Raw genomic sequence first — 23494 nt, 5'->3', positions numbered from 1 at the left:
TGAACAATCAGCGCTGAACGACGCGCATCTGCCCCTGTTCTTTCGGCAATACGCGTTTGGCCACCACGTAATGCTTTTCCCAGTACGGCTTGTTCAGTGTGTCGATGCTCACCGCTTTGCCGCGCCGTGGTGCATGGATGAAACGGTCGTTGCCCAGGTAGATGGCAACGTGATTGACCCGACGGCTCTTGATGTTGAAGAAAATCAGGTCGCCCGGCTTCAGGTCCTTGCGTTCGACTTTCTCGCCGTGACCGCTGGCCATGGCGTTCGAGGTGCGTGGCAGGTCGAACGTGGCGTCGTTGAACGCGTATTTCACCAGACCGCTGCAGTCGAAGCCTTTACTCGGGCTGCTGCCGCCCCAACGGTATGGCGTACCGAGGACGTTTACCGCGCGACTGAGGACGTTGCTGCTTTCCTTGGTCGCCATCGGTGGCACCAGCTTGCTGCGGCCGGTGCTGCTCAGCGTGGTGTGCTTGACCTGTTTGCCTTTGTTCGAAGGAGCAGAGGCATGGGATTTAGGGGTGAAACCGTTAACGTTGGGAAGACGTTGCTCACGATTGGTGGCGTGGGCGGCCAGTGGCATTAATAGGCAAATAGTTAGCCATGTCTTGAAAAATGGACGCATTAGGCAGGGCTCTTGATGTGTTAGCGCGCAACTTTATAACAGCTTTTTTGTCACTTCCGAGGCCGTTGGTCGATTCAATCCGATGCCAACGGAACCAAATAAGCGGCAAAAAGACGCAATTGTCGGACAGAAGTCCGGTGCTATAAGGCTTTGACGGGACACACGGTAGCATTTGCCATACGTCGGCTACCTGTAAAAAAGTCACAAAGAATTAAAGAATATTTATCTATCGCGTGTATCGAGGTCTTAATGAACGGCTATCAGCTGCCCCGTGTGAAGGAAAAAGACACCCACAGCAAGGTGATCGGTTACCTGTTGTGGATTTTCGGTTTCACAGGCTCCCACCGCTTCTATTACGGCAAACCGGTGACCGGCACGATCTGGTTTTTCACTTTCGGGTTGCTGGGGATCGGCTGGCTGATCGACGTGTTCCTGATCCCGGCGATGGATCGCGAAGCCGACCTGCGTTTCGCCGCGGGCCCGATCGAGTACAACGTGGCGTGGATTCTGCTGACCTTCCTCGGCGCGCTCGGCGTGCACCGGATGTATCAGGGCAAGTGGATCAGCGGGTTGGTGTATCTGCTGACCGGCGGGTTGTTCTTTCTTGGGGTGCTGTATGACTTCTGGACGCTGAACGATCAGGTGTCGGTGCGTAATGCCGAAGGGCGGGGCGCATTTCAGTAAGTGATGGCGAGGGAGCTGGCTCCCTCGCCATTTTTTTTACGCCTGGTGACTGATCCGGCCATCCACCAAGGTGTAACGCACCACACCCGGCAGGCTATGGCCGAGGAACGGGCAGTTCTCGCCTTTCGACAGCCAGGTTTCGCCGGCAACGGTCGAGGCCTTCGGATCGAACAGCACGATATCCGCCGCACCCCCCACCGCCAGTTTGCCCGCCGGCAGGCGCAGGGCCTCGGCCGGGCCGGCGCTCAGGCGGGCCAGCAGGGTCGGCAGGTCCAGCAGGCCATCCTCGACCAGTGTCATCGCCAGCGGCAGCAACAGCTCGACGCTGCTGATGCCCGGTTCGGTGGCGCCGAATGGTGCCAATTTGGCATCGCGTTCATGGGGCTGGTGATGGCTGGAAATCGCCGAGACCACGCCGGACTTCACCGCTTCACGCAGGCCGTCGCGGTCGGCGCGGGTGCGCAGCGGCGGTTGCACGTGATACAGGCTGCTGAAGTCGATCAGCGCTTCGTCCGTCAGGATCAACTGATACAGGGCGACATCCGCCGTGACTTTCAAACCACGAGCCTGGGCCTGAGCGATCAAGGCCACGCCGCGAGCACTGGTCAGCTGGCTGAAGTGCGCACGCACGCCGGTTTGCTCGACCAGCAGCAGATCACGGGCCAGGGCCACGGTTTCAGCGGTTTCCGGGATGCCTGGCAGGCCGAGGAAGCTGGCGGTGGCACCTTCGTGGGCCAGGCCGCCGTCGGCGAGGTCGTGATCCTGCGAGTTGAAAATCACCGTCAGGTCGAACGTTGCCGCGTAATCCAGCGCCCGGCACAGGGTGCGGGTGTTGCGGAAGCTTTCCAGGCCGTTGCCGAACGCTACGCAACCGGCGTCACGCAGGGCAACCAGTTCTGCGAGCTGTTCGCCATCCAGACCTTTGCTCAGCGCGCCGATCGGGAACACCTTGGTGTTGCCGGCCTCGCGGGCGCGGTCGAGGATCAGTTCGGCCACGGCGGAGGTGTCGAGCACCGGTTTGGTTTTCGGTGGGCAGCACAGGCTGGTCACACCACCGGCCGCAGCGGCGCGGGTTTCGCTGGCGATGGTGCCTTTGCGGCTGTAGCCCGGCTCGCGCAGGGCGACGTTCAGGTCGACCAGCCCCGGAGCGGCCACCAGGCCTGTGGCGTCGATGGTTTCGACGGCGGTGAAACCGGCCGGTGCCGCGCCGAGGGCGACGATCTTGCAGGCTTCAACGTGAATATCGGTGATTTGATCCAGGCCGCTGCTTGGATCGATGACGCGGGCGCCGAGAATGCTGAGCTTCACTGGGCGTTCTCCTGCTCGAATTGACGTTGCGCCGTTTGCCCGCTCATGGCCATCGACAGCACGGCCATACGGATCGCGATGCCGTAGGTGACTTGATTGAGGATCACCGAGTGCGGGCCGTCGGCCACCGCCGACTCGATCTCCACGCCGCGGTTGATCGGCCCCGGGTGCATGACGATGCAATCGGGCTTGGCGCCGGCCAGGCGCGCGGTGGTCAGGCCGAACAGGCGGTAGAACTCGCCTTCGCTCGGCAGCAGGCCGCCGGTCATGCGCTCACGCTGCAGGCGCAGCATGATCACCACGTCGACGTCTTTCAGGCCTTCGGTCATGTCGGTGTAGACCTTCACGCCGTATTGCTCGATGCCGATCGGCAGCAGGGTTTTCGGCGCGATCACGCGGATGTCCGGGCAGCCGAGGGTCTTCAGGGCGAGCATGTTCGAGCGCGCCACCCGCGAGTGCAGGATGTCGCCGACGATGGCTACCGAGAGGTTCTCGAAACCGCCCTTGTGGCGGCGGATGGTCAGCATGTCGAGCATGCCCTGGGTCGGGTGCGCGTGTCGGCCGTCGCCGCCGTTGATGATCGCCACCTGCGGGCAGACATGTTCGGCGATGAAGTGAGCAGCGCCCGAGTCACCGTGGCGCACGACGAACATGTCGGCAGCCATGGCTTCGAGGTTGCGCAGGGTATCGAGCAGGGTTTCGCCCTTGCTGGCCGACGAGGTCGACACGTTCAGGGTGATCACGTCCGCCGACAGGCGCTGGGCCGCGAGTTCGAAGGTGGTGCGGGTGCGGGTCGAGTTTTCGAAGAACACGTTGCACACGGTCTTGCCGCGCAACAACGGAACCTTCTTCACGGCCCGGGCGCCGACTTCGAGGAACGAGTCGGCGGTGTCGAGGATTTCCGTCAGCAACTCGCGGCGCAGGCCGTCGAGCGAGAGGAAGTGGCGCAGCTGGCCCTGATCATTGAGCTGCAGCGGGCGCTTGGTATCTAGAGGCGTCATCGCGAGGGGGACTCTCAATAGGGCGGATTAAAGGGCAAGGTCTTGCAGTTCGAGTGCCAGCTCCGGACCGGACAGCTTGACCCGCTCGTGGGCGGCCAGCGACAGGGTCGCGCCGACCACGTTGGGGCGGATCGGCAGTTCGCCGGCGTCCAGGTCCAGCAGGCAGACCAGCGTCACGCTGGCCGGGCGGCCGTAGTCGAACAGTTCGTTCATGGCGGCGCGGATGGTCCGGCCGCTCATCAGTACGTCGTCGATCAGCACCAGATGCTGGCCTTCGATTTCGAAGGGCAGGGCGGACGGGCGCACTTGCGGGTGCAGGCCGTTCTGGCTGAAGTCGTCGCGGTAGAAGGAAACATCCAGCGTGCCCAATGGCGCGTCGCTGCCCAGCTCTGCGAGCAGGGCCTGGGCGACCCAGACGCCGCCGGTGCGGATGCCGATGTAACGCGGTTCGCTGATATCACGCTGGGCAAGGTGCGCCTTGAGGCGGGTCGCCATCTGGCTGATCAGATCGGCGGGATTGGGCAGGCTCATGGTTGCTCCTTCTTGGGGTCGAGCCGGTTCTCGCGAACCGGGGCTCGGGTTGTAACCAAAAGAAAAGCGCCGTAGCGCTTGTCAGGATTCAAATAGTGCGGTGTTTTCGTCGAGCCAGCCTTGCAGCAGCAGGGCGGCGGCGATGGCGTCCACCGGGTTGTCGCGGTAGCTGCCTTTCTGTCCGCCGCGCACCAGTCGCTCGCCCTTGGCTTCGAAGGTGGTCAGGCGTTCGTCGTGGGTATAGAAAGGCAGGTTGAAACGGCCGTTGAGGCGGCGGGCGAATTTCTCGGCGCGGGCGCACATCTCGCTGGGCGTGCCGTCCATGTTCAGCGGCAGGCCGACCACCACGGCGTCGGGTTTCCATTCCTTTATCAGGGCTTCGACCTGACTCCAGTCCGGCACACCGTTTTGCGCCTTCAAGGTGCACAGTTCGCGGGCCTGGCCGGTAATCACCTGGCCGACCGCCACGCCGATCTGTTTGGTGCCGTAGTCGAAGCCGAGGATCAGGCGCAGGGCCATCAGGCGTGTCCTGCCTGGCTGGTCAGCAGGCTGAGGTTGATCCCCAGGTGCCTGGCCGCCGCTTCCAGGCGCAGTTCGCTGCTGGTGTTGAACAGGATGTCGGCGTCGTACGGGCAGGTCAGCCAGGCATTGTCGGCCAGCTCGGCTTCCAGTTGTCCCGCTTCCCAGCCGGCATAACCGAGGGTGATCACGCTTTTGGCCGGGCCCACGCCGTCGGCGATGGCGAACAGCACGTCCTGCGAGGTCGACAGGGCCAGATCGCCCTCCAGCTCGACGGTGGCCTGGAACGTCTTGCCCGCCGGGTGCAGGACAAAACCGCGATCGGTCTGCACCGGGCCACCGATGAAGATCGGCACATGCTGGCACAGCGCTGGCGGGTCGATGTCAGGGCGCAGTTGTTCGAGGATGTCGGCCAGATTCAGCTCTTGCGGTCGGTTGACCACCAGCCCCATGGCGCCATTGGCCGTGTGCTCGACGATGTAGGTCAAGGTGTGGGCAAAGTTCGGGTCGGCCATGTGTGGCATGGCGATCAGGAAGTGATGCTTGAGGTAGCTGGGGCTGACGTTTTTCATGTGCGGTAGTGTGGCGTTCGGGGGGCGAACTGACAAGCTGGAGCGGGCAAAAGATCGACTCAGTTACTGGACAGCCGGTCACCCCGGGCGAATTTCCAGGTGCGGATGATTTCCAGCCGGTCGATGTCCGACAGGTCCCCGGTAAACGGTGCAAACGGTGCCGCCAGTCGCACGATACGTTGCGCCGCCTGATCCAGCAGCGGCTGGCCGGAAGACTCCAGCACCAGCACTTCATACAGCGAGCCATCGCGGTTGATCGACACCATCAGGCGCAGATTGCCGTAGATCTGCTTGCGCCGGGCTTCGTCAGGGTAATTGAGGTTGCCGATGCGCTCGACCTTCTTGCGCCACTCGTCCTTGTACCAGGCACCCTTGTCGCGCATGGTCGACGCAGCGCTGAGGCGGTGGATGCGCGGGCGCTTGGCGTACAGCTGTTGTTCGTTGGCCAGTTCGGCTTCGAGGCTGGCGATGTCGCTGGAGAGCTGCGAGCTGTCGAAAGTCGGCGCATCGACCGTCGGTTTGGTCTCGGTCCTGGCTTCTTCTTTCTTGGTCGGCGCCTTTTTCGGTTTCGGCGCGACGGTGGTCACGGCCGCCTTGGGCGCGGCTTCCTGCACTTCCGGCTTGGCGGCCGGTGGCGGGGTGACTTTCTTGACTTCGTTTGCCTGGAACGGCGCGACTTCGGTGGTCTTGGGGATCGCCTTCTTGTCGAGGGTACCGCTGCCTTCCTGGTTTTCCTGAGCGAGGAAATCGGCCTTCGCCGGCTTCTTTTCGCTCTTGAAGGTAGCGAGGGTGATTTCCAGGGTTTTGCTGATCTGCTTGGGCTCGACCATGGTGAAACCCACGCCGAGCAACAGCGCCAGATGGATCAGCGCCGCGAGAAACAGGGTAAATCCGAGGCGATCGACCGGGCGCACGCCTTTATGGGCGAGTTCAGCGGGCAGATCGGACGGAAGTGTCATGACAAGAAAACCAACATCGCGTTTTTCACAGGCCGCGCATGATAACGCAATGTTGGTTTCACGCCTTGGGCTTCAAGCATCAAGCGACAGGCTGCATGTGATGCACATCAAGCTTGCAGCTTTTTCTCGATGGCATCCATCAGCAGGCTGCCGATGTCGGTGCCGAAGGCATTGTCGATTTCGCGGATGCAGGTCGGGCTGGTGACGTTGATTTCGGTCAGGTGCTCGCCGATCACGTCCAGGCCGACGAACAGCAGGCCCTTCTCGCGCAAGGTCGGGCCGACCTGGGCGGCGATCCAGCGATCCTTGTCGGTCAGCGGACGGGCTTCGCCACGACCGCCGGCCGCTAGGTTGCCACGGGTTTCGCCCTGGGCCGGAATCCGCGCCAGGCAGTAATCCACCGGCTCGCCGTCGATCATCAGGATGCGCTTGTCGCCGTCCTTGATCGCCGGCAGGTAGGCCTGGCCCATGATCTGCTGGGCGCCGAGGGCGGTCAGGGTTTCCAGGATCACCGACAGGTTCGGGTCGCCGGCGCGGTGACGGAAGATCGAAGTACCGCCCATGCCGTCCAGCGGCTTGAGGATCACGTCGCCGTGTTTGGCGGCGAATTCACGCAGCACGTCGGCGCGGCGGCTGACCACGGTCGGCGGCGTGCACTGCGGGAACAGCGTGGCAAACAGCTTTTCGTTGCAGTCGCGCAGGCTCTGCGGTTTGTTGACCACCAGCACCCCGGCGGACTCGGCCTGTTCGAGCAGGTAGGTGGAGTAGACGAACTCCATGTCGAACGGTGGATCCTTGCGCATCAGGATCACGTTCAGGTCGCTGAGCAGCGAATCCTGCTCGGCGCCCAGTTCGAACCATTTTTCCGGGTTGGCGAAGACTTTCAGCGGCTTCATTCGCGCCCGTGCCTGGCCTTCACCCTGGTAAAGGTCTTTCTGTTCCATATAGAACAGTTCCCAGCCGCGCTTCTGCGCCGCCAGCAGCATGGCCAGCGAGCTATCCTTTTTATAGGAAATGCTGGCGATAGGGTCCATGACAATCCCGACGCGAACGCTCATTGGGTTTTCCTCGAAAATTGGCTACCGGATCGGTATGAAAAAAGTGCCGCCAGAGTGGCGCCGGGCGGGTTTTCGGTCAAGGAAAAACCCGTCGATAGATTGGATCAGGAGACTGTGCTAAAAAGGCTGCCATGTCGTGCTGGCCCTTGAACATCAAGGGTTTCCAGCCATTACGCATCGCAAAACGGACAAATTGATTCGCAAAGGCGACGGTAGAGCCCCCTTATGGAACAGCAGTCCAGCGCCTTGAAGGTCATGGTGATCGACGACTCGAAAACGATTCGTCGCACCGCCGAGACCCTGTTGAAAAATGCAGGGTGCGAAGTCATCACCGCGATCGACGGTTTTGACGCCCTGGCGAAGATCGCCGACCACCATCCCGGGATCATCTTTGTCGACATCATGATGCCGCGTCTGGATGGTTATCAGACCTGCGCTTTAATCAAGAACAACAATGCGTTCAAGGGCACGCCGGTGATCATGCTGTCGTCCCGGGACGGGCTGTTCGACAAGGCCAAGGGGCGGATTGTCGGTTCCGATCAATTTTTGACCAAGCCTTTCAGCAAGGAAGAACTGCTCGACGCGATCTCGGCCCATGTTCCGGGCTTCGCTGCCGCTTTGCCGCAGTAAGACACGCACAGAGACGCTCGGCCAGCGGGCCCGGTGTCGACAAGAAAAATGGGGAAGACCATGGCACGTATCCTGATCGTCGATGATTCGCCGACCGAAATGTACAAACTCACCGGCATGCTGGAAAAGCACGGGCACGAAGTGCTGAAAGCCGAAAACGGCGCCGACGGCGTGGCCCTGGCCCGCCAGGAAAAACCCGACGCGGTGCTGATGGACATCGTCATGCCCGGCCTCAACGGCTTTCAGGCTACCCGCCAGTTGACCAAGGATGCGGAAACCAGCCACATCCCGGTGATCATCATCACCACCAAGGATCAGGAGACCGACAAGGTCTGGGGCACCCGCCAGGGCGCCAGGGACTACCTGACCAAACCGGTCGACGAAGACACGCTGATCAAGACCCTGAACAACGTGCTGGCCGGTTGATCGCGCCGCCATGAGCGAGTCGCTGACCGCGTTCGAACTGTTGTGGCAGATCGACCAGCGCTGTCGCCTGTTGGCGGCGGACCTGCCGTCGCAACCGGCGCGCCAGGATCGCTGGAGCGGCATCGGCTTTCGTCTGGGCGAGCACTGGTACGTCACGCCGATGGGCGAAGTCAGCGAAGTGCTGCCCGAACTGCGTGTCACCCAGCTGCCGGGCGTCAAGCCATGGGTCAAGGGCGTGGCCAATCTGCGCGGACGGCTGCTGCCGGTCATGGACCTGTGCGGCTTTTTCGGCCATGAGCTGTCACCGATGCGCCAACAGCGGCGGGTATTGGTGGTAGAGCATCAGGACGTGTTTGCCGGGTTGCTGGTCGATGAAGTCTTCGGCCTGCAGCACTTCGAGCAGGACAGTTTCGAATCCGTCTCGATCAGTAAACGGCAGGGCTCCAAAGGCGAGTTCATCAAGGGCTATTTCCGGCGCGAGCAGAACTGGCGGGTGTTCAGCCTGTTTGCGCTGGCGCAGTCACCGAGTTTCATGCACGTCGCGGTTTAACAGGCGAGGACCGATGATCAAAGCAAAAACAGGCAAGCCCGCAGAAGGCTCGCGCAGCCGCTCGCAGATCATCGTGCTGTTTATCGCACTGATCGTGTTCATCATGCTGCTGTTCGCCAACTTCGCTTACCTCAACACCCAGGCCAACTACGACAAGCAGTACATCGGTCACGCCGGCGAGCTGCGGGTGCTGTCGCAGCGGATCGCCAAGAACGCCACCGAGGCTGCCGCCGGCAAGGCTGCCGCGTTCAAGCTGCTCAGCGATGCGCGCAACGATTTTGCCCAACGCTGGGGTTACCTCAAGAAGGGCGACCCGAGCACCGGCCTGCCGCCGGCGCCGTCCGTCGTGCGCCCGGAAATGCGCGCCGTGCAGCTGGACTGGGAACGCCTGCTGAAAAACACCGACGCGATTCTCTCCAGCGAGCAGACCGTGCTGTCCCTGCATCAGGTGGCCGCGACCCTGGCCGAAACCGTGCCGCAGTTGCAGATCGAATACGAAAAGGTCGTGGAAATCCTCCTGCAACGCGGTGCGCCGGCGGCGCAGGTGGCGATGGCCCAGCGTCAGTCGCTGCTGGCCGAGCGGATTCTCGGCGCGGTGAACACCGTGCTGTCGGGCGATGAAAACTCCCAGCAGGCCGCCGACGCTTTTGGTCGCGATGCCGCGCGCTTCGGTCAGGTGCTCAATGGCATGTTGCAAGGCAACCCGGCGCTGAAAGTCAGCCAGGTGGAAGACCGCGACGCCCGCGCTCGCTTGAGCGAGATTTCCGAGCTGTTTCAGTTTGTCTCAGGTTCCGTGGATGAAATCCTCGAAACCTCGCCGGAGCTGTTCAAGGTCCGTGAATCGGCCACCAATATTTTCAGCCTGTCGCAGACCTTGCTCGACGAAGCCTCGCACCTGGCCAGCCGTTTCGAAAACCTTGCCGGCGGGCGTAACACCGACACCATCGGCGGCTACGTACTGGGCCTGCTGGCGCTGGCCTCGATCATCCTGATCGGCCTGGTCATGGTCCGGGAAACCAACCGTCAACTGCGCGAGACCGCCGAGAAGAACGAGCGCAACCAGAACGCGATCATGCGCCTGCTCGACGAGATCGAAGACCTCGCCGACGGCGACCTGACCGTAACCGCCTCGGTGACCGAAGACTTCACCGGGACCATCGCCGACTCGATCAACTATTCGGTCGACCAGTTGCGCGATCTGGTCGCCACCATCAACCTCACCGCCGGCCAGGTCGCCGCTGCGGTGCAGGAAACCCAGGCCACCGCCATGCATCTGGCCCAGGCCTCGGAGCATCAGGCCCAGCAGATTTCCGAAGCCTCGACCGCGATCAGCGACATGGCCCAGTCGATCGATCAGGTATCGGCCAACGCCGCCGAATCCTCGGCAGTGGCCGAGCGTTCGGTGGAGATCGCCAACAAGGGCAACGAGGTGGTGCACAACACCATCCACGGCATGGACAACATTCGCGAACAGATCCAGGACACCGCCAAGCGCATCAAGCGCCTGGGCGAGTCGTCCCAGGAAATCGGCGACATCGTCAGCCTGATCGATGACATTGCTGACCAGACCAACATCCTCGCCCTCAACGCGGCGATTCAGGCGTCGATGGCCGGTGATGCCGGGCGCGGTTTTGCCGTGGTGGCCGACGAAGTGCAGCGGCTGGCCGAGCGCTCGTCCGCTGCGACCCGGCAGATCGAGACGCTGGTGCGGGCGATCCAGACCGACACCAACGAAGCCGTGATTTCCATGGAGCAGACCACCACCGAAGTGGTGCGCGGCGCGCGGCTGGCGCAGGATGCCGGGGTGGCCCTGGAAGAAATCGAAGGCGTGTCCAAGACCCTCGCGGCGCTGATCCAGAGCATTTCCAACGCGGCGCAGCAGCAGACGTCTTCGGCCGGGCAGATTTCCCTGACGATGAACGTGATCCAGCAGATCACTTCGCAGACCTCGTCCGGCTCCACGGCCACCGCCGAGAGCATCGGCAACCTGGCGAAAATGGCCAGCCAGTTGCGTCGCTCGGTGTCCGGGTTCACCTTGCCGGCGGCGTCTGCGCCCGTCTCGGACAAGGCGTGAGGCCTGCGGGCGAGGCAATGTCGAGCGGAGTGGTTATGGGTGACCGGCACGATTACGTGGCCCTCGAATGGGTCAAGGGTGAAATCGCCGAGACGCTGAGGCAGGCGCATCAGGCCATCGAAGCCGTGCTCGACGATCCGCAGTCCGTGCCCGGGCTGGACGAATGCCTGGCCTGCATCCATCAGGTGCACGGCAGCCTGCAGATGGTCGAGTTCTACGGCGCGGCATTGCTCGCCGAAGAAATGGAACACCTGGTCGAAGCGTTGCAGAACGACCGCGTCAGCCACCGTGACGAAGCGCTGCACTTGCTGTTGCAGGCGCTGGGTCAATTGCCGATCTACCTCGACCGCGTGCAGGGCGCCCGCCGCGACCTGCCACTGGTGGTGCTGCCGCTGATCAACGACTTGCGCAGCGCCCGGGGTGAAAGCCTGTTGTCGGAAACCAGCCTGTTCAGCCCGCAGTTGCCTGAACTTGCGTCTTTGGGCGAGGAAACCCTGGCGCTGCTGGAGCCGGCAGAGCTGCCGAATGTGCTGCGCAAATTGCGCCAGATGCTGCAAATGGCGCTGGTCGGATTGCTCCGCGAACAGGATGACCAGACGCACCTCGGTTATCTGGCCAAGGTCTTCACCCGCCTCGAAGCGTTGAGCGGTAACTCGCCGCTGAGCCCGTTGTGGCAAGTCGCCTCGGCGCTGGTCGAAGGCATGCGTGAAGGGCGGATCGCCAACAGCCCGGCGCTGCGCAGCCTGTTCAAGGACGCCGACAAGGAATTCAAGCGCCTGCTCGAACAGGGCATGCCCGGCCTCAACCAGCCGCCACCGCCTGAACTGCTGAAAAGCCTGCTGTTTTATATCGCCAAAGCCGAACACCCCACCGGGCAGATGCTGACCATGAAAGATCGCTACTCCCTGGACGACGCGCTGCCCGACAGCGCGATGGTCGACGAAGAACGCGCGCGCCTGGCCGGCCCTGACCGCGATGCCATGCGCTCGGTGCTCGCGGCGCTGTGCGAAGAACTGGTGCGGGTCAAGGAACGCCTCGACCTGTTCGTGCGCAGCGACCGCCAGCACGCCTCGGACCTGGACAGCCTGCTGGCGCCGCTGCGGCAGATCGCCGACACCCTGGCGGTGCTCGGTTTCGGCCAGCCGCGCAAGGTGATCATCGATCAACTGGCGGTGGTGCTCAGCCTCGCGCAGGGCCAGCGCGAACCGAACGACGCCACGCTGATGGACGTCGCCGGCGCCTTGCTCTACGTCGAGGCGACGCTGGCCGGGATGGTCGGTACGGTGGAGCCGGAGAGCCCGGATGACTCGCGGCTGCCGACCACCGACCTGACGCAGATTCATCAGATCGTGATCAAGGAAGCGCGCATCTGTCTGCAACAGGCCAAGGACATGATCGTCGACTACATCGACGCCGACTGGGATCGCCAGCAACTGCAAAGCCTGCCGGCGCTGCTGACCCAGGTGCGCGGAGCGCTGGCGATGATTCCGCTGGCGCGCGCGGCCAGCCTGCTCGAAGCCTGTAACGGATTTATCCGCGAGCACCTGTTGCTCGACCCGCACGAGCCGGGCTGGCAGCAACTCGACAGCCTCGCCGACGCCATCACTAGCCTCGAGTATTACCTCGAGCGCCTGACCGACGACCCGCAGGCACCCAGCGAACACTTGCTGGATATCGCGCAGAAAAGCCTCGCCAGTCTCGGTTTTTTTCCTGACGAACAGCCCGGCGAGCCGCATGTGCCGGTGCTCGACGATGTGCTCAGCCCCAGCGAAGCGCTGGTGATGCAGGATTTGCAGGAGCTGGACGACCCGCAGATCGTGCAGTCGTTGGCCGAAGTGCTGGCCAGCCCGGTCTCGGCGGTCAACCCGCCGGCGCTGACCACGCCGGGCAGCCTGCTGCCACCACCGGCCGATGAAGAACCGGTGGATGACGAGCTGCGCGAAGTGTTCCTCGAAGAAACCGGGGAAGTGCTCGAGGTGCTGAGCGACTACCTGCCGCGCTGGTCTGCCGAGCCCGATGACCGCGCCGCCCTCAGTGAGCTGCGCCGCGGCTTCCATACGCTGAAGGGCAGCGGCCGGATGGTGCGCGCGCTGGTCCTCGGCGAGCTGGCCTGGGCGGTGGAAAATCTGCTCAACCGGGTGCTGGAACACAGCGTCGAACCCGGCCCCGCGGTGCGCCAGTTGTTGGCCGACACGCTGCTGCTGTTGCCGGACCTGATCGCCGAATTCGCCACCAACGGCCAGCGCCAGCGCCACGATGTCGATCAACTGGCGGCCCGCGCCCATGCGCTGGCCAAGGGTGACACACCGCTGCCGGCCGAAGACGTGGAAGATGTCACGGCCCTCGATCCGCTGTTGCTGGAGATTTTCCGCAACGAAGCCGAAACCCACCTCGCCAGCCTCAATCGTTTTCTCGATCAGGCTGCCGAGCATGTGCCGTTGCAGGCCAGCGACGAGTTGCAGCGCGCGCTGCACACCCTCAAGGGCAGCGCCTCGATGGCGGGGGTGTCACCGATTGCCGAACTGGCGGCGCCGCTGGATAAACTGGCCCGGGAATTCAAGGCCCATCAGTTGGCGCTGGACCTCGACGAAGTGGAACTGCTGCTCGAAGCCGAGGGCCTGTTCCGCGTCGGTCTGCGTCAGCTCAAACACGATCCGCTGGCGCCGATTGTCGGCGCGCAGTCGCTGATCAAACGCACCGAAACCCTGCTCGGCGAGCGTCTGGAATCGATCCTCAATGCCCCGAGCAGTGCGGTGCGGGTCAAGCGCGATCCGCAACTGATCAACAACTTCCTGGCCCAGGGCATGGACATCCTGCTCGACGCCGAAAGCCTCTTGCAGCGCTGGCAGCAGCACCCCGGCGAACGTCAGGAACTCAGCGCGCTGCTCGATGAGCTGACCACCCTGGGCGAGGGCGCGCACCTGGCGGATCTGCTGCCGGTGGATGTGCTGTGTGAAGCCTTGCTCGATCTATACGGCGCCGTCGAGGAAAGCAGCCTGGCGGTCAGCGAGCGGTTTTTCCATGAGGCGCAGCAGGCCCATGAAGCGCTGATCAACATGCTCGACGAACTGGCCGCCGGCCAGGAAATCACCCCGCAACCGCAACGCATCCGCGCCTTGCACGAACTGCTCGACGAGAGACTCGACCCGTCGGCCATGGGCCTGATCCGCAGCGATGGCAGCCGCACCACGAGCATCCGCGAACTGGGCAGCGCCACCGCCGAACTGCAACAACACAGCACCGACAGCGGGCCGGACGACGAGATCGTCGAGATCTTCCTCGAAGAGGCGGTGGACATTCTCGACAGCGCCGGCCAAGCCTTGCAGCGCTGGCTGAAGGATCCGGAAAACGGCGCACCGCTGTCGTCGCTGCAACGGGATTTGCACACGCTCAAGGGCGGCGCGCGGATGGCCGAGGTGGCAGCGGTCGGCGATCTGGCCCATGAGCTGGAAGGCCTTTACCAAGGGCTGGTGGATCGTCGGTACAGCCACAGCGAAGCTCTGGATCGATTGCTGCGCCAGAGCCACGAGCGCCTGGCGCTGTTCCTCGAACAGTTGCACCGGCACCAGCCGCTGGATCCGGCGCAGGACCTGATCGAGGCGATCCGCCGCTTTCGCCAGGGCCCGAGCGCCAGTTCTGAGACGCCGACCGCTTCCGCCACACAGGACGGCCCCGGACACGATCCGGAGCTGCTGGAGATCTTCCTCGAGGAAGGTTTCGACATCATCGAAAACTCCGGCGCCGCGTTGCTGCGCTGGCAGGCCGAACCCGGCAATCGCCAGGAAGTGGAAACCCTGCTGCGCGATCTGCACACCCTCAAGGGCGGTGCGCGGATGGTGGAAATCGGCCCGATCGGCGACCTTGCTCATGAGCTGGAAAACCTCTACGAAAGCCTGTCTGCCGGCACCCTGCAGGGCAGCGCCGAACTGTTCGCGCTGTTGCAGCGCGGCCATGACCGCTTGGCGCAGATGCTCGACGGGGTGCGCGCCGGTCAGCCGTGTCCGCCGGCGGACCGGCTGATCAGCGCGATCCAGAATTTCAGCCATCCCGTGCTGGTGCAAACCCCGGCGCCCGTGCCGCCGGTTGCGGTCAAGGCCGAGCCTGCGGCCCCGGCGCCCGAGACCGGGGCGGACATGGTCAAGGTCTCCGCCGAACTGCTCGACGAGCTGGTCAACCTCGCTGGCGAAACCTCGATTTTCCGTGGGCGCATCGAGCAGCAAGTCAACGATGCGCAGACCGCCCTGCACGAAATGGAAACCACCATCGAGCGCATGCGCGACCAGTTGCGCCGGCTCGACACCGAAACCCAGGGGCGGATCCTCAGCCGTCAGCAAGTGGATGCCGAACGCCTCGGTTACGAAGATTTCGACCCGCTGGAAATGGACCGCCATTCGCAGTTGCAGCAGCTGTCACGGGCGCTGTTCGAGTCTGCTTCCGACTTGCTGGACTTGAAGGAAACCCTCGACCGGCGCACCCACGACGCGGAGAACCTGTTGCAGCAGCAGGGGCGGATCAACACCGAGTTGCAGGAAGGCCTGATGCGCACGCGCATGGTGCCGTTCGAGCGCATGTTGCCGCGTCTGAAACGCATCGTGCGCCAGGTCGCCGAAGAGCTGGGCAAGGACGTGGCGTTCAGCGTCGGCAACGCCGAAGGCGAGATGGACCGCAACGTCCTCGAGCGCATGGCGGCACCGCTGGAACACATGCTGCGCAATGCCGTCGACCATGGCCTGGAGTCCGCCGAAGTCCGGCTGGCGGCGGGCAAACCGGCGCAGGGGCAGATCAGCCTCGACCTGTCCCGCGAGGGCGGCGACATCGTGTTCGACATCCGCGACGATGGTGCCGGCGTGCCGCTGGATGCCGTGCGGCGCAAGGCGATCAAGCGCGGCCTGCTGGCGCCGGACGCCGAGATCAGCGACCGCGAGGTGTTGCAGTTCATCCTCCAGCCAGGTTTTTCCACGGCCGAGAAAATCACCCAGATTTCCGGGCGCGGCGTGGGCATGGATGTGGTGCATGAAGAAGTGCGGCAACTGGGCGGCACCATGAGCATCGATTCGGTGCCGGGGCAGGGCGTGCATTTTCGCATTCGCCTGCCGTTCACCGTCTCGGTCAACCGTGCGCTGATGGTGCAGTGCGGCGAAGATCAATACGCGATTCCGCTGGACACCATCGACGGCATCGTCCGCGTACTGCCGAATGAACTCGACGGGCATTTCCGTCTCGACCCGCCGACTTATCAGTACGGCGGCCAGCGTTATGAACTGTGCTATCTGGGCGAGCTGCTGAAAACCGCGCCACGGCCGAAACTGTCCGGCCAGAGCCTGCCGGTGCCGGTCTTGCTCGTGCAGTGCAACGACCGGTACATCGCGGTGCAGGTCGACACGATGGCCGGCACCCGCGAGATCGTGGTCAAGAGCCTCGGCCCGCAGTTTGCCTCGGTGCAGGGCGTGTCCGGGGCGACAATCCTCGGCGATGGCCGGGTGGTGCTGATTCTCGACCTGCTGGCGCCGATCCGCGCGATGCAGGCGCGGTTGCCGCAGCGCCCGGCCAGTCACGACATCGAGAGCGAACCGCACAAGCCGTTGCTGGTGATGGTGGTCGACGACTCGGTGACGGTGCGCAAGGTCACCAGCCGTCTGCTCGAACGCCACGGCATGAACGTGCTGACCGCCAAGGACGGGGTCGATGCGATGCTGCTGCTGGAGGAGCACATGCCGGACCTGATGCTGCTCGACATCGAAATGCCGCGCATGGATGGCTTCGAAGTGGCGACCCAGGTACGCCAAGATGAACGCCTGCAGCATCTGCCGATCATCATGATCACCTCGCGCACCGGACAGAAACACCGCGACCGCGCGATGGCCATCGGCGTCAACGACTACCTCGGCAAGCCGTACCAGGAATCGGTGCTGCTCGAAAGCATCGCCCTGTGGAGCAAAAAACATGCATGAACCCCGGCACAACCAACGCAGCAGCCAGCTCACCGGGCTGCTGCTGCCGCTGGCGGATCGCAACCTGATCCTGCCCAACGTCGCCGTCGCCGAGCTGATCGACTACCAGTCCAGCGCCTTCGATCTCGACACACCGCCGTGGTATCTGGGGCGGGTAACCTGGCGCGAGCGGCAGATTCCGCTGCTGAGTTTCGAGTCGGCGTGCGGCAACAGGATCGTCATCGGCGAGCGGGCACGGATCGTCATCCTCAATGCCCTGGGCGGGCGGCCGGAGTTGAAGTTCATCGCGCTGCTGGTGCAGGGGATTCCGCGCTCGTACAAGCTCGACAGCCAGTTGAGTTATGTCGACGTGCCGTTGTGTGCGCTGGAGCAGGCGGCGGTGCAGGTCGGGGAGCAGGTGGCGAAGGTGCCGGATTTGTTGGCATTGGAGAAATTGTTGGTGGATGCGGGGCTCGTTCACTGATCGTTACGCTCACCGTAACGGTTCGCCACCGCGCTTGATTGATGCCCCTCGATCACACTCCTAAGGTAGCTCCACGACAGCGAACCCTGTGGAGTGAGCATGACAACAACCCTTTCCCCCGACTCGCGCTGGACGCGGCGGCGTGACGAGAAGCAGCGGCGCCTCGACAAGGTGCGCGGGCTGGCCGACGGTGCGGTGTTGCCCACCGACAAAATCGTCGCGGCACTTGAGGCGCTGATCCTGCCCGGCGACCGTGTGGTACTGGAGGGCAACAACCAGAAGCAGGCGGATTTCCTCTCGCGCTCTCTGGCCAAGGCCGATCCTGAAAAGCTCCACGACCTGCACATGATCATGCCCAGCGTCGGCCGTTCCGAGCATCTGGACCTGTTCGAACGCGGCATCGCCCGCAAGCTCGATTTCTCCTTCGCCGGCACCCAGAGCCTGCGCATCAGCCAGTTGCTCGAAGACGGTCTGCTGGAAATCGGCGCGATCCACACCTACATCGAACTCTACGCCCGGCTGGTGGTGGACCTGATCCCCAACGTCGTGCTCTCGGCCGGGTTCATGGCTGACCGGGCCGGCAACATCTACACCGGCCCGAGCACCGAAGACACCCCGGCGCTGATCGAACCGGCGGCGTTCAGCGACGGCATCGTCATCGTCCAGGTCAATCAACTGGTGGACGACGTCAGCGAACTGCCGCGCGTGGACATCCCCGCGTCGTGGGTCGATTTTGTGGTGGTGGCGGACAAGCCGTTCTACATCGAGCCGCTGTTCACCCGCGACCCGCGCCACATCAAGCCAGTGCACGTGCTGATGGCGATGATGGCCATCCGTGGGATCTACGAAAAACACAACGTGCAGTCGCTGAACCACGGCATCGGTTTCAACACCGCGGCCATTGAACTGATCCTGCCGACCTACGGCGAATCCCTCGGCCTCAAGGGCAAGATCTGTCGCAACTGGACGCTCAACCCGCACCCGACGCTGATCCCGGCGATTGAAAGCGGCTGGGTCGAAAGCGTGCATTGCTTCGGCACCGAACTGGGCATGGAAAACTACATTGCCGCCCGGCCTGATGTGTTCTTCACCGGCCGTGACGGCTCGCTGCGTTCCAACCGGATGTTCTGCCAACTGGCCGGGCAGTACGCGGTGGACCTGTTCATCGGCGCGACCCTGCAAGTCGATGGCGACGGCCATTCCTCCACCGTGACCCGTGGCCGTCTCGCCGGTTTCGGCGGCGCGCCGAACATGGGCCACGATCCACGCGGCCGTCGTCACGGCACTCCGGCCTGGCTCGATATGCGCCATGACGATTCGCAGCAGCCGATGCTCGAGCGCGGCAAGAAACTCGTGGTGCAGATGGTCGAGACCTTCCAGGAGGGCGGCAAACCGACCTTCGTCGAAACCCTCGACGCGGTTGAGGTGGCGAAGAAAAGCGGCATGCCGCTGGCGCCGATCATGATCTACGGCGACGACGTCACCCACCTGCTGACCGAAGAAGGCATCGCCTACCTGTACAAGGCACGTTCGCTGGAGGAGCGTCAGGCGATGATCGCAGCGGTGGCCGGCGTCACCGCCATCGGCCTGCGCCACAACCCGAAAGACACCGAACGCATGCGCCGCGAAGGCCTGATTGCCTTGCCCGAAGACCTCGGCATCCGTCGCACCGACGCCACCCGCGAATTGCTGGCGGCGAAAAGCGTGGCCGATCTGGTCGAGTGGTCCGGCGGCCTCTACAACCCGCCCGCCAAGTTCAGGAGCTGGTAATGCACGCATTCAACCTGCAACCGAAAACCATCACCCTTGCGGAACGGCTGGCGGACCTGGCCGTGGACGCGCTGATCGACGAAGCCGACCTGTCGCCGAAACCGGCGCTGGTCGACCGTCGCGGCAACGGCGCGCATACCGACCTGCACCTGGGATTGATGCACGCCTCGGCGCTGGCATTGTGGCCGGCGTTCAAGGAAATGGCCGAGGCCGCGCTTGAATTCGGCGAGATCGGCTTACCGCTGCGCGAAGCCATCGGCCGCATCGGCCGGGAAGGCGAGCAAGCGATGCTCACCACCACCCACGGCGTTAACACCCATCGTGGGGCAATCTGGGCGTTGGGCCTGCTGGTCACGGCTGCTGCGCTGGACACGAAATCCACCAGCGCCAGTGCCGTCACTCTGCGCGTTGCGCGTCTGGCGTTGCTCGATGACCGTTATGCGCCGCGTCCGCTGAGCCATGGCGCCCAAGTCGCCCAACGCTATGGCGCTCGCGGCGCCCGGGAAGAAGCGCAACTCGGCTTCCCGTCCGTAGTGCAGCGTGGTCTGCCGCAGCTCAAACGCAGCCGCGCCGCCGGCCATGGCGAACAGAACGCCCGGCTCGATGGCTTGCTCGCAATCATGACTGAGCTGGCCGACACCTGCGTGCTGTACCGCGCCGGCGAACAGGGCCTGCACGCCATGCAACATGGCGCCCAGGCAGTGCTTGACGTCGGCGGCAGCGCCAGCCTCACCGGTCGCCGTCGCCTGCACGAACTCGATCAACAACTCATCGCATTGAATGCCTCGCCCGGTGGCGCCGCCGACTTGCTCGCCGCCACGTTGTTGCTTGATCGAATCGAGCGCGACGGCATCCTTCAGGGAGCGTTTTGATGGAAACCTTATCCTTTGAATTCCCCGCCGGGCAGCCGCCGCGCGGTCGGGCGCTGGTCGGTTGTGTCGGCTCCGGCGATCTGGAAGTGCTGATCGAACCGGGCCTGGCCGGCAAGCTGACGATCAATGTGCAGACCTCGGTCAACGGTGCGCAGCAGCGCTGGCAGCATCTGTTCGCGCGGATGTTCGACGGCACCACGCCACCGGCGATGGCCATCGATATCCACGACTTCGGTGCGACCCCGGGTGTGGTGCGCCTGCGTCTGGAACAAGGCTTCGAGGAGATCGGCCATGACTGACACCTCGGCACTTTTGCACAAACATTCGTTCGTCGAACTCGGCGCACGGCAGCGGGCGAAAGCCTTGCTCGACGCCGGCACCTTCCGCGAACTGCTCGACCCGTTTCAACGCGTCATGTCGCCGTGGCTCGAACGCCAGGGCGTGGTGCCCCAGGCCGATGACGGTGTGGTGATCGCCAAGGGCAGTCTCGACGGTTTGCCGGTGGTGATCGCGGCCATCGAAGGTGCGTTTCAGGGCGGTAGCCTCGGTGAAGTCGGCGGCGCGAAAATCGCCGGCGCGCTGGAACTGGCCGCCGAGGACAACCGCAAAGGCATTCCGACCCGCGCCATCCTGCTGCTGGAAACCGGCGGCGTGCGCTTGCAGGAGGCCAACCTTGGCTTGGCGGCGATTGCCGATATCCACGCGGCAATTGTCAATCTGCAGCAGTACCAATCGGTGGTCGGCGTGGTGGCCGGCAGCGTCGGTTGCTTTGGCGGGATGTCGATTGCCGCCGCGCTGTGCAGCTATTTGGTGGTGACCCAGGAAGCACGCCTCGGCCTGAACGGCCCGCAGGTGATCGAGCAGGAAGCCGGGATCGAGGAATACGACTCCCGCGACCGGCCCTTCATCTGGAGCCTGACCGGTGGCGAGCAACGGTTTGCCAGCGGCCTGGTGGATCGCTATGTCGCCGATGACGTGGCGCAGATTCGCGGGCAGGTCGGCGAGTTGCTGCAACAGGGCCTGCCAGCGCAACCGCGCAGTCAACGGGCCGAGTGGTTCCTGCAACGCCTGACGAGCCTGGACACTGACAAGCAAATCGAGCCTTCGGTGGTTCGCGATCTGTATCAAGGAGAGCGCTCATGAGTGGTTATTCCGTGCGCGGTTTGAACTGGTTCAACGCCTTGAGCGCTGGCGCGAATGCCGTTGAAGGTTTACCGCCCTCGCTGAAGGTCGCCGACGGGGCACTCGGGCGTTTTATCGCCGTGGTCGCCGATCCGCAAAACCGTTTCCCTCGCGCTCGCAACGGCGAAGTCGGTTTGCTCGAAGGCTGGGGCCTGGCCAAGGCGGTGGATGACGCGATCACCGCCGACCAGGACAAATCGCAAAAGCGCCCCTTGATCGCCATCGTCGATGTGCCGAGCCAGGCCTACGGTCGTCGCGAAGAAGCCCTCGGCATTCATCAGGCCCTGGCGGGTGCGGCGCACGCTTATGCCCGCGCCCGTCTGGCCGGGCATCCGGTGATTGCGCTGCTGGTGGGCAAGGCCATGTCCGGGGCGTTTCTCGCTCACGGATATCAGGCCAATCGCTTGATCGCCCTGCGTGATCCGGGGGTGATGGTGCATGCGATGGGCAAGGCGTCGGCGGCGCGGGTGACCTTGCGCAGCGTTGAAGAACTGGAAGCCCTGGCGTCCAGCGTGCCGCCGATGGCCTATGACATCGACAGCTACGCCAGCCTCGGATTGCTTTGGGAAACCTTGTCGGTGCAGCAGATCGAACAGCCGACGGCGGAGGATCTGGCGCGGGTCGGCGAATGCCTGAAGCAAGCCATCGAAGATGTTGGTGCGACTGATTTGAGCAATCGTCTCGGCGCGAAAAACCGCGAAGCCTCCAGCCGCGTGCGTGAATTGCTGAGGGCGCAGTGGTGAACAGCGTTCTCGCCCACGACCTGCTGTGGGGCATGACGCCGGCGCAGTTGCCGGCGGATGCGCCGCAGTGGGCGATTGATTCGCTGGCTGGCGGGCAACCGGTGGTGGTGCGGCGGGCCTTGAGTGAAGACGGATTCGTGGCGGTGGGCGTGCGCGGTCGGTTGCGCGAGCAGCGGCTGGCGGCGTTTATGTCTGTCGATTCGATTGCTTGCCGGGTCAGCCCGGAAGCCCTTTGTCAGGTCGAGAGCGCGCGTGATCTTCCGGTCATGCAGGCGCTGCGGCAACTGCGGCCGGTGCTCGACGATTGCGGTTGGATCTGGGGTGTCAGTGGCAGTGTCGGGTTTGAGCTGGCCAGTGGATTTACGGCAATGCACGAGCGCAGCGATCTCGACTTGATTCTGCGTACGCCGCAACTCATTACCCGTAACCAGGCGCGCAAACTGGTGGCGCATTTCGATCAGGCGATCTGCCGGGTCGACCTGCAATTGCAGACGCCGTTCGGTGCCGTCGCCCTGCGCGAATGGGCCGGGAATGCTTCGCGGGTGCTGCTGAAAAACGCCCATGAAGCCTGTCTGGTGTCTGATCCGTGGAACCCGCAGGAGCAGGCAGCGTGAGCAGCCTGCTGGTGTTTCCCGGCCAGGGCGCGCAACAGCCCGGCATGCTTCAGCGTTTGCCTCGGGAAACGCTGATCGAGGCCAGCGACGAGCTCGGTGAAGATGTCTTGCGGCTGGATTCCAGCGAAGCGCTGCGCAGCACCCGGGCGGTTCAGCTCTGCTTGCTGATCGCCGGCGTTGCAGCCTCGCGGCAGTTGTTGCAGGACGGACTCACCGCAGATTACGTCGCCGGCCTGTCCATTGGAGCGTATCCGGCAGCGGTGGTCGCCGGAGCGTTGAGCTTCAGCGATGCGCTGCATCTGGTCAGCCTGCGCGGCGAGTTGATGCAGCAGGCTTATCCACAGGGCTTCGGCATGACCGCGATCATCGGCCTGCAATTATCCACAGTCGAAATGCTGCTGGCGCAGGTGCACGGCGCAGAAACACCGGTGTACCTGGCCAATATCAACGCCGATAACCAGGTGGTGATTGCCGGCAGCGACAAGGCGATGCAAGCGGTCGCCGAGCTGGCGCGCAGTCGTGGCGCCGGTCTGGCAAGACGGCTGGCGGTCAGCGTGCCGTCGCACTGCCCGTTGCTGGATGAGCCTGCGCAAACCCTCGCCGAAGCGTTCACCAGGGTAGAACTGAAAACACCGAACATCGCTTACCTGAGCGGCAGTCGCGCCAGGCCTGTGACCAAGGTAGAAGCGCTGCGCGACGACCTCGCCTTCAACATGTGCCGCGTGGTGGACTGGCGCGGCACCGTACAAAGCGCCTACGAGCGCGGCGTACGTCTACAGATCGAACTGCCGCCCGGTGCGGTGCTGACCGGGCTGGCGCGCCGGGTGTTCGAACAGGGGACTGTCACTGCCTTCGACAGTGCCCGGCTCGACACCTTGCAGGCGCTGTTGCGTGAAGAGGAGGGCCGCCGACTCTAGACCGCTGCGACTCAGGCTTCGAACAACAAAAACAATTCGACGATG

22 protein-coding genes are annotated in these 23494 nt (G+C 63.7%); 14 read left to right on the top strand and 8 right to left on the bottom strand.

Annotated features, from left to right (window positions below):
- Positions 1 to 7: 7 nt before the first annotated feature.
- Positions 8 to 625: a C40 family peptidase gene (locus CAG25_RS00330; protein ID WP_039767935.1), complete on the bottom strand. Its 618-nt coding sequence runs from the start codon at positions 623 to 625 to the stop codon at positions 8 to 10.
- A 249-nt stretch (positions 626 to 874) separates the two neighbouring features.
- Between CAG25_RS00330 and CAG25_RS00325 the strand changes: the two genes are divergently transcribed.
- Positions 875 to 1309 carry a TM2 domain-containing protein gene (locus tag CAG25_RS00325; RefSeq protein WP_064600078.1) on the top strand — a complete coding sequence of 145 codons (435 nt, stop codon included), beginning with the start codon at positions 875 to 877 and terminating at the stop codon, positions 1307 to 1309.
- A 36-nt stretch (positions 1310 to 1345) separates the two neighbouring features.
- On the opposite strand, the gene CAG25_RS00320 is transcribed toward CAG25_RS00325, so the two are convergent.
- The 7 genes from CAG25_RS00320 to gshB form a co-directional block, all read right to left on the bottom strand.
- Positions 1346 to 2617 (bottom strand): dihydroorotase, encoded by a 1272-nt coding sequence (locus tag CAG25_RS00320; RefSeq protein ID WP_085611974.1) that lies wholly within the window; start codon positions 2615 to 2617, stop codon positions 1346 to 1348.
- Positions 2614 to 3618 carry an aspartate carbamoyltransferase catalytic subunit gene (locus CAG25_RS00315; RefSeq protein WP_007913665.1) on the bottom strand — a complete coding sequence of 335 codons (1005 nt, stop codon included), beginning with the start codon at positions 3616 to 3618 and terminating at the stop codon, positions 2614 to 2616. Before CAG25_RS00315 ends, CAG25_RS00320 begins: the two co-directional genes overlap by 4 nt.
- Before the next feature lie 27 nt (positions 3619 to 3645).
- A complete protein-coding gene (pyrR, locus tag CAG25_RS00310; RefSeq protein WP_007953335.1) occupies positions 3646 to 4149 on the bottom strand; it encodes a bifunctional pyr operon transcriptional regulator/uracil phosphoribosyltransferase PyrR in 504 nt (167 codons plus the stop codon).
- 81 nt (positions 4150 to 4230) lie between these two features.
- On the bottom strand, positions 4231 to 4668 hold the full coding sequence (ruvX, locus tag CAG25_RS00305; RefSeq protein ID WP_085611973.1) for a Holliday junction resolvase RuvX: 438 nt from the start codon (positions 4666 to 4668) through the stop codon (positions 4231 to 4233).
- Positions 4668 to 5240 (bottom strand): YqgE/AlgH family protein, encoded by a 573-nt coding sequence (locus tag CAG25_RS00300; protein WP_011336368.1) that lies wholly within the window; start codon positions 5238 to 5240, stop codon positions 4668 to 4670. The genes ruvX and CAG25_RS00300 overlap by 1 nt, the downstream gene beginning before the upstream one ends.
- Positions 5241 to 5299: 59 nt before the next feature.
- Positions 5300 to 6199: an energy transducer TonB gene (locus tag CAG25_RS00295; RefSeq protein ID WP_039767939.1), complete on the bottom strand. Its 900-nt coding sequence runs from the start codon at positions 6197 to 6199 to the stop codon at positions 5300 to 5302.
- A gap of 107 nt (positions 6200 to 6306) precedes the next feature.
- Positions 6307 to 7257 (bottom strand): glutathione synthase, encoded by a 951-nt coding sequence (gene gshB, locus CAG25_RS00290; protein ID WP_085611972.1) that lies wholly within the window; start codon positions 7255 to 7257, stop codon positions 6307 to 6309.
- Positions 7258 to 7482: 225 nt separating this feature from the next.
- Here gshB and pilG point away from each other — a divergent pair, with 225 nt between their 5' ends.
- From pilG to mdcH, 13 genes are all read left to right on the top strand, one after another.
- Entirely contained in the window at positions 7483 to 7887 is a 405-nt protein-coding gene (gene pilG, locus CAG25_RS00285; RefSeq protein WP_007953330.1) for a twitching motility response regulator PilG, read from the top strand.
- A gap of 60 nt (positions 7888 to 7947) precedes the next feature.
- Positions 7948 to 8313, top strand: a complete 366-nt coding sequence (gene pilH / locus CAG25_RS00280) for a twitching motility response regulator PilH (protein ID WP_011336365.1) — start codon at positions 7948 to 7950, stop codon at positions 8311 to 8313.
- Positions 8314 to 8323: 10 nt separating this feature from the next.
- Positions 8324 to 8863 carry a chemotaxis protein CheW gene (locus CAG25_RS00275; protein ID WP_085611971.1) on the top strand — a complete coding sequence of 180 codons (540 nt, stop codon included), beginning with the start codon at positions 8324 to 8326 and terminating at the stop codon, positions 8861 to 8863.
- 13 nt (positions 8864 to 8876) lie between these two features.
- Complete coding sequence (locus CAG25_RS00270) at positions 8877 to 10937, top strand: methyl-accepting chemotaxis protein (protein ID WP_085611970.1); 2061 nt, start codon at positions 8877 to 8879, stop codon at positions 10935 to 10937.
- A gap of 35 nt (positions 10938 to 10972) precedes the next feature.
- Positions 10973 to 16888 (top strand): Hpt domain-containing protein, encoded by a 5916-nt coding sequence (locus CAG25_RS00265; protein ID WP_085611969.1) that lies wholly within the window; start codon positions 10973 to 10975, stop codon positions 16886 to 16888.
- A complete protein-coding gene (locus CAG25_RS00260; protein ID WP_085611968.1) occupies positions 16881 to 17351 on the top strand; it encodes a chemotaxis protein CheW in 471 nt (156 codons plus the stop codon). The genes CAG25_RS00265 and CAG25_RS00260 overlap by 8 nt, the downstream gene beginning before the upstream one ends.
- 99 nt (positions 17352 to 17450) lie before the next feature.
- Positions 17451 to 19121 (top strand): malonate decarboxylase subunit alpha, encoded by a 1671-nt coding sequence (gene mdcA, locus CAG25_RS00255; protein ID WP_085611967.1) that lies wholly within the window; start codon positions 17451 to 17453, stop codon positions 19119 to 19121.
- Complete coding sequence (locus CAG25_RS00250; protein ID WP_085611966.1) at positions 19121 to 19993, top strand: triphosphoribosyl-dephospho-CoA synthase; 873 nt, start codon at positions 19121 to 19123, stop codon at positions 19991 to 19993. The genes mdcA and CAG25_RS00250 overlap by 1 nt, the downstream gene beginning before the upstream one ends.
- Positions 19993 to 20292: a malonate decarboxylase subunit delta gene (locus CAG25_RS00245; protein WP_003229075.1), complete on the top strand. Its 300-nt coding sequence runs from the start codon at positions 19993 to 19995 to the stop codon at positions 20290 to 20292. Before CAG25_RS00250 ends, CAG25_RS00245 begins: the two co-directional genes overlap by 1 nt.
- Complete coding sequence (locus CAG25_RS00240) at positions 20285 to 21136, top strand: biotin-independent malonate decarboxylase subunit beta (protein ID WP_085611965.1); 852 nt, start codon at positions 20285 to 20287, stop codon at positions 21134 to 21136. Before CAG25_RS00245 ends, CAG25_RS00240 begins: the two co-directional genes overlap by 8 nt.
- Complete coding sequence (mdcE, locus tag CAG25_RS00235) at positions 21133 to 21918, top strand: biotin-independent malonate decarboxylase subunit gamma (RefSeq protein WP_085611964.1); 786 nt, start codon at positions 21133 to 21135, stop codon at positions 21916 to 21918. The genes CAG25_RS00240 and mdcE overlap by 4 nt, the downstream gene beginning before the upstream one ends.
- The gene (locus tag CAG25_RS00230) at positions 21912 to 22532 is read left to right on the top strand and encodes a malonate decarboxylase holo-ACP synthase (RefSeq protein ID WP_085611963.1); all 621 of its coding nucleotides are present in this window, start codon (positions 21912 to 21914) and stop codon (positions 22530 to 22532) included. The genes mdcE and CAG25_RS00230 overlap by 7 nt, the downstream gene beginning before the upstream one ends.
- Positions 22529 to 23449: a malonate decarboxylase subunit epsilon gene (gene mdcH, locus CAG25_RS00225; protein ID WP_085611962.1), complete on the top strand. Its 921-nt coding sequence runs from the start codon at positions 22529 to 22531 to the stop codon at positions 23447 to 23449. Before CAG25_RS00230 ends, mdcH begins: the two co-directional genes overlap by 4 nt.
- Positions 23450 to 23494 lie beyond the last annotated feature (45 nt).

It is taken from the genome of Pseudomonas sp. B16(2017), assembly GCF_002113205.1.
Lineage (GTDB): Bacteria > Pseudomonadota > Gammaproteobacteria > Pseudomonadales > Pseudomonadaceae > Aquipseudomonas > Aquipseudomonas pharyngis.
This window is presented reverse-complemented; position numbering and strand designations above follow the sequence as displayed.

Coding starts and splice junctions, on each gene's coding strand:
- mdcE (WP_085611964.1), top strand. CDS start 21,133: ATGAGTGGTTATTCCGTGCGCGGTTTGAACTGGTTCAACGCCTTGAGC.
- pyrR (WP_007953335.1), bottom strand. CDS start 4,149: ATGAGCCTGCCCAATCCCGCCGATCTGATCAGCCAGATGGCGACCCGC.
- CAG25_RS00300 (WP_011336368.1), bottom strand. CDS start 5,240: ATGAAAAACGTCAGCCCCAGCTACCTCAAGCATCACTTCCTGATCGCC.
- CAG25_RS00275 (WP_085611971.1), top strand. CDS start 8,324: ATGAGCGAGTCGCTGACCGCGTTCGAACTGTTGTGGCAGATCGACCAG.
- CAG25_RS00240 (WP_085611965.1), top strand. CDS start 20,285: ATGACTGACACCTCGGCACTTTTGCACAAACATTCGTTCGTCGAACTC.
- CAG25_RS00270 (WP_085611970.1), top strand. CDS start 8,877: ATGATCAAAGCAAAAACAGGCAAGCCCGCAGAAGGCTCGCGCAGCCGC.
- gshB (WP_085611972.1), bottom strand. CDS start 7,257: ATGAGCGTTCGCGTCGGGATTGTCATGGACCCTATCGCCAGCATTTCC.
- mdcA (WP_085611967.1), top strand. CDS start 17,451: ATGACAACAACCCTTTCCCCCGACTCGCGCTGGACGCGGCGGCGTGAC.
- CAG25_RS00315 (WP_007913665.1), bottom strand. CDS start 3,618: ATGACGCCTCTAGATACCAAGCGCCCGCTGCAGCTCAATGATCAGGGC.
- pilG (WP_007953330.1), top strand. CDS start 7,483: ATGGAACAGCAGTCCAGCGCCTTGAAGGTCATGGTGATCGACGACTCG.
- CAG25_RS00330 (WP_039767935.1), bottom strand. CDS start 625: ATGCGTCCATTTTTCAAGACATGGCTAACTATTTGCCTATTAATGCCA.
- CAG25_RS00245 (WP_003229075.1), top strand. CDS start 19,993: ATGGAAACCTTATCCTTTGAATTCCCCGCCGGGCAGCCGCCGCGCGGT.
- ruvX (WP_085611973.1), bottom strand. CDS start 4,668: ATGGCCCTGCGCCTGATCCTCGGCTTCGACTACGGCACCAAACAGATC.
- CAG25_RS00295 (WP_039767939.1), bottom strand. CDS start 6,199: ATGACACTTCCGTCCGATCTGCCCGCTGAACTCGCCCATAAAGGCGTG.
- CAG25_RS00260 (WP_085611968.1), top strand. CDS start 16,881: ATGCATGAACCCCGGCACAACCAACGCAGCAGCCAGCTCACCGGGCTG.
- CAG25_RS00250 (WP_085611966.1), top strand. CDS start 19,121: ATGCACGCATTCAACCTGCAACCGAAAACCATCACCCTTGCGGAACGG.
- CAG25_RS00265 (WP_085611969.1), top strand. CDS start 10,973: ATGGGTGACCGGCACGATTACGTGGCCCTCGAATGGGTCAAGGGTGAA.
- CAG25_RS00325 (WP_064600078.1), top strand. CDS start 875: ATGAACGGCTATCAGCTGCCCCGTGTGAAGGAAAAAGACACCCACAGC.
- pilH (WP_011336365.1), top strand. CDS start 7,948: ATGGCACGTATCCTGATCGTCGATGATTCGCCGACCGAAATGTACAAA.